General features: G+C 62.5%; 18 protein-coding genes. 4 read left to right on the forward strand and 14 right to left on the reverse strand.

Annotated features, from left to right (window positions below):
* Positions 1 to 343: 343 nt before the first annotated feature.
* Entirely contained in the window at positions 344 to 661 is a 318-nt protein-coding gene (locus tag P4U43_RS12420; RefSeq protein WP_200954736.1) for a helix-turn-helix domain-containing protein, read from the reverse strand.
* Positions 662 to 669: 8 nt separating this feature from the next.
* Positions 670 to 819, reverse strand: a complete 150-nt coding sequence (locus P4U43_RS12425) for a hypothetical protein (RefSeq protein ID WP_277359017.1) — start codon at positions 817 to 819, stop codon at positions 670 to 672.
* A gap of 97 nt (positions 820 to 916) precedes the next feature.
* Here P4U43_RS12425 and P4U43_RS12430 point away from each other — a divergent pair, with 97 nt between their 5' ends.
* Positions 917 to 1,669 (forward strand): ASCH domain-containing protein, encoded by a 753-nt coding sequence (locus tag P4U43_RS12430; protein WP_277359018.1) that lies wholly within the window; start codon positions 917 to 919, stop codon positions 1,667 to 1,669.
* A gap of 307 nt (positions 1,670 to 1,976) precedes the next feature.
* Here the strand turns inward: P4U43_RS12430 and P4U43_RS12435 are convergent, their stop codons facing one another.
* The 4 genes from P4U43_RS12435 to P4U43_RS12450 form a co-directional block, all read right to left on the reverse strand.
* Positions 1,977 to 2,255 carry a PLDc N-terminal domain-containing protein gene (locus P4U43_RS12435; protein ID WP_277359019.1) on the reverse strand — a complete coding sequence of 93 codons (279 nt, stop codon included), beginning with the start codon at positions 2,253 to 2,255 and terminating at the stop codon, positions 1,977 to 1,979.
* 141 nt (positions 2,256 to 2,396) lie between these two features.
* On the reverse strand, positions 2,397 to 2,675 hold the full coding sequence (locus P4U43_RS12440) for a hypothetical protein (protein WP_277359020.1): 279 nt from the start codon (positions 2,673 to 2,675) through the stop codon (positions 2,397 to 2,399).
* 31 nt (positions 2,676 to 2,706) lie between these two features.
* Positions 2,707 to 3,042 (reverse strand): hypothetical protein, encoded by a 336-nt coding sequence (locus tag P4U43_RS12445; RefSeq protein WP_277359021.1) that lies wholly within the window; start codon positions 3,040 to 3,042, stop codon positions 2,707 to 2,709.
* A 251-nt stretch (positions 3,043 to 3,293) separates the two neighbouring features.
* Positions 3,294 to 3,542, reverse strand: coding sequence for a hypothetical protein (locus P4U43_RS12450; RefSeq protein WP_277359022.1), 249 nt, complete (start codon positions 3,540 to 3,542; stop codon positions 3,294 to 3,296).
* 331 nt (positions 3,543 to 3,873) lie between these two features.
* Between P4U43_RS12450 and P4U43_RS12455 the strand changes: the two genes are divergently transcribed.
* Positions 3,874 to 4,353, forward strand: coding sequence for a hypothetical protein (locus P4U43_RS12455; protein ID WP_277359023.1), 480 nt, complete (start codon positions 3,874 to 3,876; stop codon positions 4,351 to 4,353).
* A gap of 42 nt (positions 4,354 to 4,395) precedes the next feature.
* On the opposite strand, the gene P4U43_RS18080 is transcribed toward P4U43_RS12455, so the two are convergent.
* Together P4U43_RS18080 and P4U43_RS12460 are read right to left on the reverse strand one after the other, a co-directional pair.
* Entirely contained in the window at positions 4,396 to 4,875 is a 480-nt protein-coding gene (locus tag P4U43_RS18080; RefSeq protein WP_404800735.1) for a GIY-YIG nuclease family protein, read from the reverse strand.
* A 236-nt stretch (positions 4,876 to 5,111) separates the two neighbouring features.
* On the reverse strand, positions 5,112 to 5,783 hold the full coding sequence (locus P4U43_RS12460) for a Type 1 glutamine amidotransferase-like domain-containing protein (RefSeq protein WP_277359024.1): 672 nt from the start codon (positions 5,781 to 5,783) through the stop codon (positions 5,112 to 5,114).
* 158 nt (positions 5,784 to 5,941) lie between these two features.
* On the opposite strand from P4U43_RS12460, the gene P4U43_RS12465 reads away from it, so the two are divergent.
* Complete coding sequence (locus P4U43_RS12465) at positions 5,942 to 6,520, forward strand: recombinase family protein (protein WP_277359025.1); 579 nt, start codon at positions 5,942 to 5,944, stop codon at positions 6,518 to 6,520.
* Between the two features lie 123 nt (positions 6,521 to 6,643).
* On the opposite strand, the gene P4U43_RS12470 is transcribed toward P4U43_RS12465, so the two are convergent.
* From P4U43_RS12470 to P4U43_RS12495, 6 genes are read right to left on the reverse strand one after another with little or no spacing between them, the layout of a single operon-like run.
* Positions 6,644 to 7,507 (reverse strand): prenyltransferase, encoded by an 864-nt coding sequence (locus tag P4U43_RS12470; RefSeq protein ID WP_277359026.1) that lies wholly within the window; start codon positions 7,505 to 7,507, stop codon positions 6,644 to 6,646.
* A complete protein-coding gene (locus P4U43_RS12475) occupies positions 7,504 to 7,827 on the reverse strand; it encodes a lycopene cyclase domain-containing protein (RefSeq protein ID WP_277359027.1) in 324 nt (107 codons plus the stop codon). The genes P4U43_RS12470 and P4U43_RS12475 overlap by 4 nt, the downstream gene beginning before the upstream one ends.
* Positions 7,824 to 8,189, reverse strand: coding sequence for a lycopene cyclase domain-containing protein (locus P4U43_RS12480; protein ID WP_277359028.1), 366 nt, complete (start codon positions 8,187 to 8,189; stop codon positions 7,824 to 7,826). The genes P4U43_RS12475 and P4U43_RS12480 overlap by 4 nt, the downstream gene beginning before the upstream one ends.
* Positions 8,189 to 9,796 (reverse strand): phytoene desaturase family protein, encoded by a 1,608-nt coding sequence (gene crtI, locus P4U43_RS12485; RefSeq protein WP_277359029.1) that lies wholly within the window; start codon positions 9,794 to 9,796, stop codon positions 8,189 to 8,191. The genes P4U43_RS12480 and crtI overlap by 1 nt, the downstream gene beginning before the upstream one ends.
* Complete coding sequence (locus P4U43_RS12490; protein WP_277359030.1) at positions 9,793 to 10,707, reverse strand: phytoene/squalene synthase family protein; 915 nt, start codon at positions 10,705 to 10,707, stop codon at positions 9,793 to 9,795. Before P4U43_RS12490 ends, crtI begins: the two co-directional genes overlap by 4 nt.
* Positions 10,704 to 11,774 carry a polyprenyl synthetase family protein gene (locus P4U43_RS12495; protein WP_277359031.1) on the reverse strand — a complete coding sequence of 357 codons (1,071 nt, stop codon included), beginning with the start codon at positions 11,772 to 11,774 and terminating at the stop codon, positions 10,704 to 10,706. Before P4U43_RS12495 ends, P4U43_RS12490 begins: the two co-directional genes overlap by 4 nt.
* A 35-nt stretch (positions 11,775 to 11,809) precedes the next feature.
* On the opposite strand from P4U43_RS12495, the gene idi reads away from it, so the two are divergent.
* On the forward strand, positions 11,810 to 12,352 hold the full coding sequence (idi, locus tag P4U43_RS12500) for an isopentenyl-diphosphate Delta-isomerase (protein ID WP_277359032.1): 543 nt from the start codon (positions 11,810 to 11,812) through the stop codon (positions 12,350 to 12,352).
* Positions 12,353 to 12,458: the final 106 nt, after the last annotated feature.

Genomic DNA, 12,458 nt, shown 5'->3' on the forward strand with positions numbered 1-12,458 from the left:
CGCGGACGCGAACGCTGCCTGCAGTTGCTCTCGGGCGGCGCAACGCACGCATAGACCGCCCTTGTAAGGTTCTTCACTTCCGCCGCATCGCTGACACAAGTAGACGAACTTGCTGCCCACGCAGCCACCACAAACGGTCGGCGTAATCAGACCGGTAATCGGATCCAGATGCGCACCAGCCACGAGGACGCGTAATTCAGAGCAGCTCGAGCACTGACCCGGCCGCGAGCGGGCCTTCTGGTAGCAGGAGAAGCAGATCGCGCCGATCGGCCACTCGGCGGCCCGCCGAGCGGTCTGCCCGCACGTTACGCATAGGGCAATCACGGCTGGCTCCTATACGAGATCATTCCAAGTTCGGGCGTCGAATGGTCGTACGCCGAACCGGCGGGCTGCTTGCCGATCCGCCACCTGCTGCCGACCGCTTCGCTACCTGGGCATCGACCTTCACAACGGTGATGAGATCATTCGGGGTGCAACTCAGAATGTCGCATAAGGCTGCCAAGATGTCGGTGCTCAAGCGTTGTGGCGCTGAGGTGACAAGTCGGTAGACCTGTTCTCGCGAAAGGTGAATGCCGCGTTCTGCCAGAAGGGGCACCAGATCGGTGGTGGCGAACAATCCGCGTTCGGCCATGCGCAAGCGAAGGTTCCATTCAACGCCCATCTTTCTATTCACGGCGACTCATCCCCTTTTTCGGTCCGCCAAAGGTCAGGTTGGTGCGCCGAGATGGCGCGGCGAAGCAAGGTGTTGCGGTAGGCATCAGAGACTCCGGTGTAGATAGCGGTGGTGGCGGCATAAGCATGACCGACCTGCTCCTGCACGAAGCTCCGAGGCCTCTGAACTGAGCGTTCCAAGGGCGTTTCATTACCCGGCTGCCGAAGGACGACGGCGCGCAGAGTGCATGGAATGCTGGTTCCTATGGAACCCCTGAACACGGAACGCCGCGTGATCGAGGCGGCAGAGACGCTTGCCCTCTCCCTCGGCAACAACCCGAACCACACCGTGGCGGCCGCCGCTATGGACACGAATGGACGCATCCACACCGCTGTGAATGTTTATCACTTCACCGGCGGACCTTGCGCGGAGCTGGTCACGCTGGGAGTTGCTGCAACTGCTGAAGCTGGGCCCTTGGTCGCGATGGCGGCAGCTGGAGACGGGGGGCGAGGCCTCATCCCACCGTGTGGCCGCTGTCGGCAGGTGATGCTGGATTTACATCCCGATCTCCTTGTCGCTGTCCAAACAGAGACTGGACCCCAGATGCGACCGATCGCGAAGCTCCTATCGGACACGTACTTCTTTCCGGATGCCCAGGCTGAGCGAGTATTCCGCTTCAACCGGCGTTATTACGACGCCGTGGTGAGCGGACGGAAAACCTCCTCAGTCCGATGGGACGAGCAAATTGCCGTTGGTCCTGCAATTTTCTACTTCGAAGATGATGCAGAGTGCGCGCCGCTGCGGGGTGAGATTCTTGAAGCAAAGCGGTATCAGATCGATGACCTAACTCCTGAACGTCTGCGGCTTCCGGAGGGCGGATCAGTAGAGGGATACATCGAGGGCCTCCGGCAGCACTACCCGCTGATGCCCGTTGATGCGTTCGTCGACGTCGTGGACTTCCGTGTAGTTCCTTCGGATTCTGGTCCCGTCCATGAGGGACAGATGGCCACCGCGTAGAAAGCGTTTTGGCACTCGCAACTCCTTGGCTGAGCTGTCCATGACTGGGGGCAGTCGGGTTATCCACGGCTTGGAATTGGGAGCCAATCAGTAGCTCCCTGGCAGTAGTAGCGGTGGATAACCCGTAGGAACTGTCCCCGGTGGTGGACAGCGGTACGAAGAGCGCACACTTTCACGGCAATTGACAGCTATAGGAGCGTCGTGTGTGCGGGACAAGCAGCGAAGCGGAGGGGGCTTGTGTCGTGCACGGGTGGGCAGGAGGCAGACTCCCTACGGATCCCTCACCGTGCCAGCAAGAAGCGGGTCTTTATCTGGCGCTGCTAGCGGGGCTCTTCTTGGCAACGCGGGTCGTGGCGTTGCCAAGACGACCGATGACGAGCCACAGCAGCGGACCCACTAGAGGCAAGGCAAGCACGACAAGCACCCACACGGCCCGTGCAAGTCCGGTGAGATGGCGGGAGCGCGCAATGTCGATGAGAGCTACGACGAAGAGGAACAGCGCGAGCATTCCGATCCCTAGGACAGTGAACTCCCACTGATTTGGGATGAGCGGGTTAGAGGAGCTTTGAGTTGTCCATGCAAGCATTACAGTTCCCCTAATACTTCCGTCCGTCCTGTACGAAAACTACCTCAACTCTAGACGGAGGCTTGCAATCACTGATCCCTCTCACCGCACCTCTCCGACCTAGGTCGACTGAGACAAGCTCCCTCAGACAGCAGCGGCCGACTACCTCTTCCGGCGTGAGTCGTCAGATCCATAGCCGTGTTCTTCTGGCTTTAGATCTTGGGCTTCGGTCGGTTTGAAGCCATATAGTTCGGATTGAACGCCACCGGACTTGAAGACCGGTCCGAGTACTTCCTTTTTGACCCCGTCTTTTCCACGGCGCACCATGACGATGATCAACCTAACGAGGACGCCCACGAGGATGATCAGGAGTATCGCGAATCCGACGATTCCTCCGATAGTTGGGGAAGCGGGCGAAGTGGCGACCAATATGCTGTTCAAGATGATGGGCTCCTCAGCGGCTATGGATCGGTTATGTGCCAGCAGTCGTGTACCGGCCGTCCAGTTCCTCGGCTAGGCGTTGGATGTCCCAGGTCGTCGGCTCGCCGGTCGCTACATCGGTCACGTCGACAACAATCCAATTAGCCCCTCGGACCAGATGGACTTCGCCCTGGTGTGAATTGACCAAAATTTCGAAGCTTGTCTGCAGTGCGGCTTCATTCGGATACAGGTCGACCTGCACGTGCTCGGAGCACAGCCTCTGCTCAGTAGTCAGTTTCCCGGAATTTCCCACAGGCACGATCGGATCACCGACCGGATCGGACTCGCATTTTAATACCTCATCCACGGCCGCGTAAGCCTGATCCATCGAGCTGAATGTAGACAGGCCCTTGTCCTCGGGTTGATTGGTGCATCCCGCTAGAAAGACAAGAGAAAGAAGGGCGCCAGCGGTTGCACCCAGCGAACGTCGTAATTTCATCACTTTCCCACCCCCACATGGACTTTCAAGGCACTCTTCCACAAATAAGCCGAAGGGTGAAGCCAACAGAGTGATCAATCGCGGAACTACACCCAATCGCCGATCCCTGACCGGACAGTTCATGCCGGAGCTGTTTGTCTTTACCGACTGCGGCGGAAAAAGCTGGCGAGGGCGGCTTGAGCAGCATCGAGGGCGCGGTCGTACGCGGCAGCATCGAAGGTGATGGGTGGTGCGTTGGTGATCAGAGCATCTTCGGTGATGCCGTCGGACTCATCAATCCAACCAAACCTCTGCCACGTCACTGTGCTCTGGCCCCGACTGACCTGTACGCCGAGGATTCCGTCCGATACGTCGAAACATTCCCCGCAATAGAACAGCTCAGCGGTCATCGGTCTACCTCCGGGACTTGACCCACGGAGCTGCCCTAGCTGTATCAGAGCTTCCCGCATCGATGATCGAGAAAGGCGAGTGACTAGGGGCGGTACGGGTACGTCGAAGTCGTACTCCGGTTGTTCCCAGTCCCGCCACCACAATCGCAAAGGCCGGCCATCAATGAGGATGTCTAACCGCTTGCTCTCTCGACGTCTTGAGCGGCGGGATCTGTGGCTGAACTCCGAAGCGACAAAGACAGGATCCTGCGGACGGAACGTCAGGACGTTCAAGGAGCTCATCACTGCATCCTAAGCGGAGGGCGTACGCCGATGGCTTTAGGATCAAATCATGGCTGAGAGCATGGTAAAGACCACACAGCTAACCCCTGAAGGGGAGGCAGCTGTAGGTCGTATCGCAATCTGGGCAGCAATGGCGGAGCGGAATCTTGTGGACCTCATCCGCTTTCTCGAAGGCGCCGATTCTGCCGCGAACAAGAAGAACGCCACTCTCTCCGGCTCTGAAGCGGTGAAGAAGAATCGGAAGCTAGTGCGCGACAGCGCTGTTCTACTGCCCGACGAGCGGAACGAGGTGTATCGGGTCCTGGATGAGGTCCGAAAACTACTTCAAGAACGTAACGCGGTGATTCACGCCATGGTAGGTACGTCAGCGCGTGCAGGAGTCGCAACCTTTCGTAGCCCGCGGGGTAACCCAGACCGAACGCTCACCGTCGATGACCTGGCACAGCTTGCAGGGCGACTCAATGAATTTGCCTGGCAGCTCTTCGACTGCCAGATACTGGTCGCTCGCGCCCATGGAAGGAGTCGATAGGCGCGCATGGCCGTGGTGGCCTCGCTGTCCGTAGCTTGAGGGCTACACCCGGTTGAACGGCGGCCGAAATACGTGCCGAAGCCGAGCCTCCAACGCGGCAGCGTCACGCTCATTACGCGCTCGGAGCCAAGAGACGTCACAGCCCAGCAGCCAACTCCGAATCGCTGTCGCCTGACCAGTCGTTACCTTCTGTCGGGTCGGATTGCCCGTGACATTGGGCGGGATCTGAAATAGCAGTTCACATACGTTCCGACGCAACGAAGATCCCGCGAGGCTCACACCTCCGCCAAGGTGCGTCGAGAGCCGCTTCTGCAGACTCGTCGCCGTACCGACATACTGCGGTGCCCCACCACGCGACCACAGGTAAACCCCCGGCTCATTCGGCACATCCGCGCGGGTCAAACCACTTGCAGCACGTCTCGGCACCGCAAGGAGTCGACTCCAATCCTTGCCCGCAGGCTCAGCGGAGTCGGACGTTGTCGACGAAGTCGCCTTGTCAATCGCATCGAGGATGGCGTCCATCTCGAAGTCATCTTCGGCACCGTAAATGTTCAGATCGCTTTGGTCGTAGGAGTTCGTCACGATGCAACAGTATCGCCCTCAGAATTGCAGACAAGAGTAGGAGGGCCAGGCTGACCCTTCCTGCGCAGCGGGTCTGAAAGGTGGTCGTAAGCCGAACCCTCAGCGTTCCGATAGGCATCTGACGACTGCCCCACTGCCCGCAAGCCGGTCCTTCTGGCGGTGAGGTTGGCCGTCGTCTACTTTGGGAAGTACCGCCAGATGCCCTCTGTGAGGACGTCTACCGCATCATCAGTCACGCTGATGGCCGTTTGGTCATCGATGGCGTAGGACGGTTGCTGTATACCGCCAGCCCATTTCTCTGCTGCCGCTAAAGAGTTACCGGGTGCACCGTCGGGCGCGAGGTGCGGGCAAATCGAAAAGGGAACTACTCCCAGTGTGCTGTCGTCACCGGTCATCGACTTCCAGCCGACGAACTCACGACCGATCTGCGGGGTCATCACCATGCTGCCAGCGCTCATCCCAACCCACACAGTTTTCGTCAGCGACGGGAACATATCGGCCAGTCCGGACTGCTGCACCCAGTGGTTGAGGTATAGAGCGTCACCGCCAGCCGCCAGTAACACGTCGGTTTCGAGAACGAGTGGCTTCCACCGCTCTTCATCGATGCTCGGCAGCGCGGTCAATTCCAGCACGCCGACCGATTCCCATCCCAGGTCAACCATGGGATTCTCGGATCTTCCACTGATAAATTCCCATGCCTTGATGCCGGGGCCGACCCATGGGTGACCATATTGGGCGGTGGGAATGCACAGTGCGTTGGACTCGCTGATCGGCTTGCCGATCAGTTCTTCGAGTGCTGCGAAGATCGTTGGATTGGTGACGCCAGCCGACGTAAGGAGAAGCTTCACGGCGCCATCCTAGCGGCTGCGGCTCGTAGCACCGCGACTCGATCGGTCGGCGTTCACGGCGCCCAAATGCCATCGAGTGCTCGACCGACCATCAAATGCGCGTAAAACCCGCACGATGAAAAGCCCCGTGAAGGCACGATAAGTGCAACACTGAAATGGTGAAGATCGGCTACGCGCGAGTCTCTACACATCAGCAAGACCTCACCATTCAAAGGGAAGGCCTGGCCGCTCTCGGAGTAGAAGCGGACAACACTTACGTCGACCACGGGCTGACCGGCACCAACCGAGCCCGCCCCGGACTTCTCCAGGCATTGGCTGCAGTCCGGGCCGGTGACACGCTTGTCGTCACCAAACTTGACCGGCTTGCGCGGTCGTTACCCGACGCTCGGGATATCGCTGATGAGCTTACGCGCAAGGGAGTGTCATTGAGCTTGGGCAGCAGTGTCTACGATCCCACTGATCCGGTGGGCCGCCTCATGTTCAACGTGCTCGGCATGGTCGCCGAGTTCGAGTCAGACCTGATTCGAGCCCGCACGCGCGAAGGCATGGCCGTGGCGAAAGCCAAAGGCCGGCTGCGGGGCAAGCCGCCCAAACTGTCTCTCACTCGCCGCCGTCACCTATACGAGCTGGTCGACGAAGACAAGTACACACAGATGGAACTGGCGGAGATATTCTCAGTCTCCCGGACAACTATCTATCGCGAGATCAAGAGACGCGCTGCGGCGTCGAAATCCTGAACCCTCACCGCGTAAGCCGGCTACGGAACAGCAGGTATACGAAGTACGGCGCACCGAGCAGTGCGGTCAGCAGACCAGCCGCCAGCTGCGCCGGAGCAACAAAAGCGTTGCGTAATTGCCGAATCAGCGGATTACCGCGTACCAGATGAGCAGCATCGTTACAAAGAACCCGGTGACATAGTTCAGCCACAGGAACCGTTCCCAACCGCGGTGGGCGAGCTCGGCGTCGTCGTCCTCCAGGGAAGCAAAGGGGACGATATTGACCACATACAGCAGAACCAGGAAGGAGGCCAGCGGTCCAGGCCACGGGGTGAAGAGCAGGAGAGCACCGCTGACCAGATAGGAGGCGATGGCAAACCTCACGGTCGCCCGGCCACCGGTCACCGTCGCAATGGAGGCGATACCGCCGGCCCGGTCTGCCACGACGTCCTGCACCGCGCCGAACGCCTGGCTCGCCACGCCCCACAGGAAAAACGAGGCCAGCAGTGCCCACAGCGCCGGCGTGAACTCGGCCTGCGCCAGCACCAGCCCATAGACCGCCGGGCTGACAAAGTGCGTGCTCGAGGTGATTGAGTCCAGGAAGGGGCGTTCCTTGAAGCGGAGTTTCGGAGCGCTGTACGCGATGACCGCGAAGACGCTGACGGCCAGCACCAGCCAGGACAACGGCCCGCCCAGCAAAACCAGCGCCGCGAGGAACGGCACATTGGTGGCAATCGCCGCGCGGAGAGTGGTCGCGTGCATGGTCCGGTCAAGCACGGCACCTTCCACGCCGCCCTTGCGGGGATTGCGGAGGTCAGACTCGTAGTCGAACACGTCATTGATCCCGTACATCGCCAGGTTGTAGGGGATCAGGAAGTAGAGGGTTCCAATAATCCAGGCGAGGTCGATCCGCCCGGCGGTCAGCAGGTAGGCGGCCGCAAACGGGAACGCCGTGTTCACCCAGGACAGCGGGCGCGAGGACACCAGCAAGGTGCGGAGGGTCTTCATGGCTGCGGCTTCCCCGCCCGTTTGCCCAGCAGGATCCACAGCGCGGGTAGCAGGAGCACAGCCGCCACGGGATAGGCGAAGTCTTCAATCGGAGCGAACCCGATGTAGACGCCGGAGATCAGCTCCTCGGAGTAACTGAAGAGCCCGAACGCGATCATCATGCTGTCGAACACGGCGGTCAGAACCAGCACGACGACAGCGGCGGCACCTGCCGCAGCGAGCGCAGCCCTGCGCCTGCCGTCTTTCAATGCCGCCGCTGTTAGGCCGCCGACAAGAAGCGCCGGAAGGAGGAACACCGCATTGAGCGCCCAGTAGGTCACGATTGCCCTCCCGGCTCGTCCGACAGTTGCCGTGCATCCCGGGGACTGCTGCTGCGCTCGGTGAAGATGCGCCGGAACCACAGGAACAGGTTCATCACCAGATAGCACAGGAAGGCGAGGAAGATCGGTTCCTCCAGGGGCAACTCGGGCGCGAGCATCACTCCCGTCATCGCTGCGGTACCCCGGTAGAAGATCCCCAACCCGATCCCGGCGAGGTCCCACACGAGGAAAAACAGCACTCCGGTGATCAGAACGACGGCGGCCCGGCGGGCGTCGTGCCAGAAAAACAGGCGCAGACGCTGGTCGAGAAGCACCATGCAGCCCAGCGAGATCAGGAGGAACAGCAGGTAGGCAGCGCCCATCAGGTGACCGTGGTTTCGCGGACCTTGCCGGCCCGCAGCGGCACAGGAAGCGGACCGGTGCTCAAATCCCGGCGCAGCCGCTTGATCACCAGTTCGGCGCTGATCAGGCACATCGGGATCCCGATCCCGGGGATGGTGGAACCGCCCGCGTAGTACAGGCCCTGAACCTTGCGGCTGACGTTGCCCGCGCGGAAGAACGCGCTCTGCTGCAGGGTGTGGGCCGGGCCCAGCGAGGTGCCTTTCCACGAGTGGTAGTCGCGCTCGAAGTCCGCCGGGCCGTAGCTGCGCCGGAGTACGATGCGGTCCGCGAGGTCCGGGATGCCGGCCCACTCGCTCAGCTGTTGGATAACAGCATCAGCGACGCGCTCGATGCGCTCGCCGCCCGCACCTCCCAGGCTTGGATCCGCCGGGATCGGGACCAGGACAAAGACGTTCTCGTGTCCCTCCGGAGCCACGGTGGGATCCGTGGCGCTGGGCTTGCACACATACATGGACGCGGGCGTGGGAATGAAGGGAGTTCGGCCGAAGATCGCACGGAAGTTCTCCTCCCAGTCACCCGTGAACAGCAGTGTGTGGTGCTGCAGCTCCGGCAGCTCGCCGCGGACGCCCAGGTAGAGCAGCAGGGCGCTGGGCCCGGCTGTGCTGCGGTTCCAGTACCGCTGGGGATAGGTCTGCAGTTCGCGAGGGAGCAGCGTGGTTTCGGTGTGGTGAAGGTCCGCTGCGGAGACGACGACGTCGGCCGCGATGGTGTGCTCCCTCCTGTCAGCGGAGCGGTAGCTCACCCCACGGACGGCCGCGGGTCGCTTGCGGGAGGCCGTCGCAGTGGTCTCGATCCCGGTGACCTCGGCGCCCGTGGTGATGGTGACGCCGGCATTCCGGGCCAGGCCCTCCAGCGCGTCCACCAGCCGGGTGAAGCCGCCCATGGGATAGAGGACGCCGTCGTCGAGGTCCAGATGGCTCATCAGGTGGTACATGCTGGGCGCGGTGAACGGGGAGGTCCCGAGGAACACCGCAGGGTATTCGAGGATCTGCTGCAGCCGCGGGTCGCTCACATAGCGGCGGGCGTAGTTGTGGAGCGGTTCCAGCAGCAGCCGGCCGAGCCGCGGCAGGCGCCCGAGCACATCCGGTGTCAACAGCGAAGTGAACGATTCGAAGGTGGAGTAGAGGAACCGGCGCGTGGCCATGGTGTATGTGTCCGCAGCGGAATCGAGGTACTGCTCCAGCTTTGCGCCGGCACCCGGTTCCAGCCGCTCGAAGAGTTCCACCACCCGGTGCCTCTCGGCGGGAACATCAACGGGTTCGGGGTAGCCCTCGGACAGGAGCCGGTAGCCCGGATCGAGTTTCACGAGGTCCAGCTGCTCATCGGCCGAGGTGCCCAGCAGCCGGAAGTAGTGGTCGATCACCTCGGGCATGAGGTACCAGGAGGGCCCGGCGTCAAACCGGAAGCCGTCCTCGCTCCAGGAGCCGGCCCTGCCGCCCACGGTGTCCTGCTTTTCCAGCACCGTGACGGAATGGCCTTCGGTGGCCAGCAGCGCTGCGGTTGCCAGTCCGCTGATACCGCCACCGATGACGACGACGGCGCGTCCGGACGGTGTGCGTGCCTTCACTGTGCCTCCACGCGGGATGGATGCGGGCTGGAGGGTTCCAGCCCGCGCTTGCCGGTGAGGACAGCGGCCGCGATGCGCAGCTTCACCGTGTTGGGCACGCTGATTCGCGTGCGCATCAGTTCTGAGGCAGGAGTCGCGCGGATGCGCGCGGCCAGTTCGGCGAACAGTTCCTGTGCCAGGGCCACGGCCCTGCGGCTGGATGGGGGCAGCCCGCGGAGCACGGCACGGGATTCGCTCAGATCGTGTTCGATGTCCGCAAGCAACCGTTCCTTGTGCGCCTCATCGAAGTTGTCGGGGGAGACGTCCGGGAAGTAGCTGCGGCCAAGCGACTCGAAATCCTCGGCGAGGTCCCGGAGGAAGTTGACCTTCTGGAAGGCTGCGCCGAGGTGCCGGGCGCCGCGCTCGAGCTTCTTCGTTTCCGTGGCGCTCACCGCGTGCCCGTCGAGGAAGCACTTCAGGCACATCAGCCCGACTACTTCCGCGGATCCGTAGACGTACACGGCGAAGGACTCAGGGGTGTGTTCCGCCTGCTCCAGGTCCGCGCGCATGGAGGCAAAGAATGGGCGGGTAAGGTCAGTGCCGATCCCGGTGCGGCGGGCGGTATGGGCAAAAGCGTGGACCACCAGGTTGGTGCTGTACCCGGTATCCAGCGCGCGTTCCGTTTCGCGTTCGAAGTCGTCAAGCTGGCGCCGGGTGTCCTCAGGAGTCAATCCCGCGGCGGAGGTGACGCCGTCGACAATTTCATCAGCAACCCGCACCAGCGCGTACACGGACTCCACCTGCCGGCGCACGCTGCCCTCGAACAGCCGCGAAGCCAACCCGAAGGAGGTCGAGTAGGAGCGCAGCACTACGGCGGAAGACTTCAGTGCAGCAGCCGTGTAGTCAGCGAGCGCATCGCGGTCCCGGCTCACGCCCGAACCCTTTCGCTGACGACGTCAGAGATGGGCGCCAGACCGTCACGCAGGGCCTGCGGCACATACGGTTCCACGAGGGCCTGCAGCGCGCGCTCGGTCAGGTCGGCGGCGAGACGGGTGGCTTGGTCGCGCGCACCCGATTCAATCAGCAGCTCTCGGACCTCCGCCGCACCGGTTGCGGTCAGGTCCGGGTCCGCCAGCAGCGCCGCGATCCGCGGCCACTGCGGCTGGTCCGCTGCGTAGGAGATCAGCGCAGTACGTTTACCTTCGCGCAGGTCACTCCAGCCGACTTTGCCCGTGCGGCTCTCGTCGCCGAAGACGCCGATCAGGTCATCAGCCACCTGGTACGCAATCCCGATGCAGCGGCCGAACTCTCCCAGCGCGTTCACCAGCAGGTCATCGCCGCCGGCAAGCACCGCACCGGCCTGCAGCGGCGCTTCGAAGGAGTACACAGCAGTTTTCAGCCGCGCCATGTCGAGCACTTCCTCAACAGGCTGCGGAGTTGGATCAAAAGGAGCTAACACATCAAGTAGTTCGCCGGCCGCGGACGCAAAGATGGCTTCATCGAGAAGATCTCCCAGCCGCTGCCGGGTAGCGAGGTCTGTGTCCACCTCGCCGAGCAGCCGGTAGGCGTTGGACAGCGCCAAATCACCGGCAATCACTCCCACGGACAGCCCGGCATGCTCGGCACGCGAGGGACTGCTTCCCTGCGCGGCGGCGAGGTTGCGGTACGTCCCTGACACGTTGGGGATTCCACGGCGGGTAAAGTCCCGGTCCACGACGTCGTCATGCACAATCAGCGAGGTGTGGAGGAGTTCGAAGGATGCAGCGACGGTGGCCGCCGTGACCCTTTCAGTGCCGCCCAGCAGGCTGTAGACAGTCATCACGAGGCGGGGGCGGAACCGCTTGCCTCCCACGGTGCACGTTTCGAGGTGCTCCCACATGGTGCGGTAATCGGGATGCATCGCTTCGGCGCGTGATTTGGACCGGGCGAAGAAGGACGTCAGGACGTCATCTACCAGCTGGCTGTCGGTGGATCCAGCCAGTGTGATCTCCTTGTCCATAGGTAAAGTAAACACGCGTCACCCATTGGAGGGAAATGAACCGCACCGCAGAGCTGGTTGTCCTGGCGGCTGACGACGGAACGCCCGTCGGCACGGCGGACAAGGCGACGGTCCATTCGACCTCCACCCCGCTGCACTTGGCCTTCTCGACGCACGTGTATGACGACGCCGGCCGCATCCTCCTCACGCGCCGCGCGCTGTCCAAGCGCACCTGGCCGGGCGTGTGGACCAACTCCTTCTGCGGCCACCCGGGCCCGGGTGAGGCAACCGAGGATGCCGTGGCGCGCCGCGCGGACCACGAGCTGGGGCTGCGCCTTGATCTGATTGAGCTACGGCTTCCGGACTTCCGGTACCGGGCGGTGGATGCCTCGGGCGTGGTGGAAAACGAGATCTGCCCCGTTTACACGGCACGCGCGGTTTCCCCGGTGAACCCCCGCGAGGACGAGGTGATGCAGGTGCAGTGGGCGGACCCGCTGCAGCTCACCGCGGCCGTTGCCGCCGCACCCTGGGCCTTCAGCCCGTGGCTGACCCTGCAGCTTCCGCTGCTTTATCCGGAATGGTTCCCTGCCTCCGCCTGAGGGCTGGTCACGAGCTCAGTGCCCGACGACGGCGCTCCCGGTTCTGGTGCAGCGTCCAGGCCCAGCGTTCCCACGGCGGTGCCACCCGCCAGTGCAGGGCCAGCGT

Source organism: Arthrobacter vasquezii (assembly GCF_029455255.1).
In the GTDB taxonomy this organism is placed as follows: Bacteria; Actinomycetota; Actinomycetes; order Actinomycetales; family Micrococcaceae; genus Arthrobacter_D; species Arthrobacter_D parietis.

Bases quoted from the DNA above. Each gene is read 5' to 3' on its own strand.
- P4U43_RS12455 (WP_277359023.1), top strand. From the start codon at position 3,874: ATGGCTGAGAGCATGGTAAAGACCACACAGCTAACCCCTGAAGGGGAG.
- P4U43_RS18080 (WP_404800735.1), bottom strand. From the start codon at position 4,875: ATGGACGCCATCCTCGATGCGATTGACAAGGCGACTTCGTCGACAACG.
- P4U43_RS12430 (WP_277359018.1), top strand. From the start codon at position 917: ATGGAACCCCTGAACACGGAACGCCGCGTGATCGAGGCGGCAGAGACG.
- idi (WP_277359032.1), top strand. From the start codon at position 11,810: ATGAACCGCACCGCAGAGCTGGTTGTCCTGGCGGCTGACGACGGAACG.
- P4U43_RS12420 (WP_200954736.1), bottom strand. From the start codon at position 661: ATGGGCGTTGAATGGAACCTTCGCTTGCGCATGGCCGAACGCGGATTG.
- P4U43_RS12495 (WP_277359031.1), bottom strand. From the start codon at position 11,774: ATGGACAAGGAGATCACACTGGCTGGATCCACCGACAGCCAGCTGGTA.
- P4U43_RS12445 (WP_277359021.1), bottom strand. From the start codon at position 3,042: ATGGATCAGGCTTACGCGGCCGTGGATGAGGTATTAAAATGCGAGTCC.
- P4U43_RS12450 (WP_277359022.1), bottom strand. From the start codon at position 3,542: ATGACCGCTGAGCTGTTCTATTGCGGGGAATGTTTCGACGTATCGGAC.
- P4U43_RS12435 (WP_277359019.1), bottom strand. From the start codon at position 2,255: ATGCTTGCATGGACAACTCAAAGCTCCTCTAACCCGCTCATCCCAAAT.
- P4U43_RS12470 (WP_277359026.1), bottom strand. From the start codon at position 7,507: ATGAAGACCCTCCGCACCTTGCTGGTGTCCTCGCGCCCGCTGTCCTGG.
- P4U43_RS12480 (WP_277359028.1), bottom strand. From the start codon at position 8,189: ATGGGCGCTGCCTACCTGCTGTTCCTCCTGATCTCGCTGGGCTGCATG.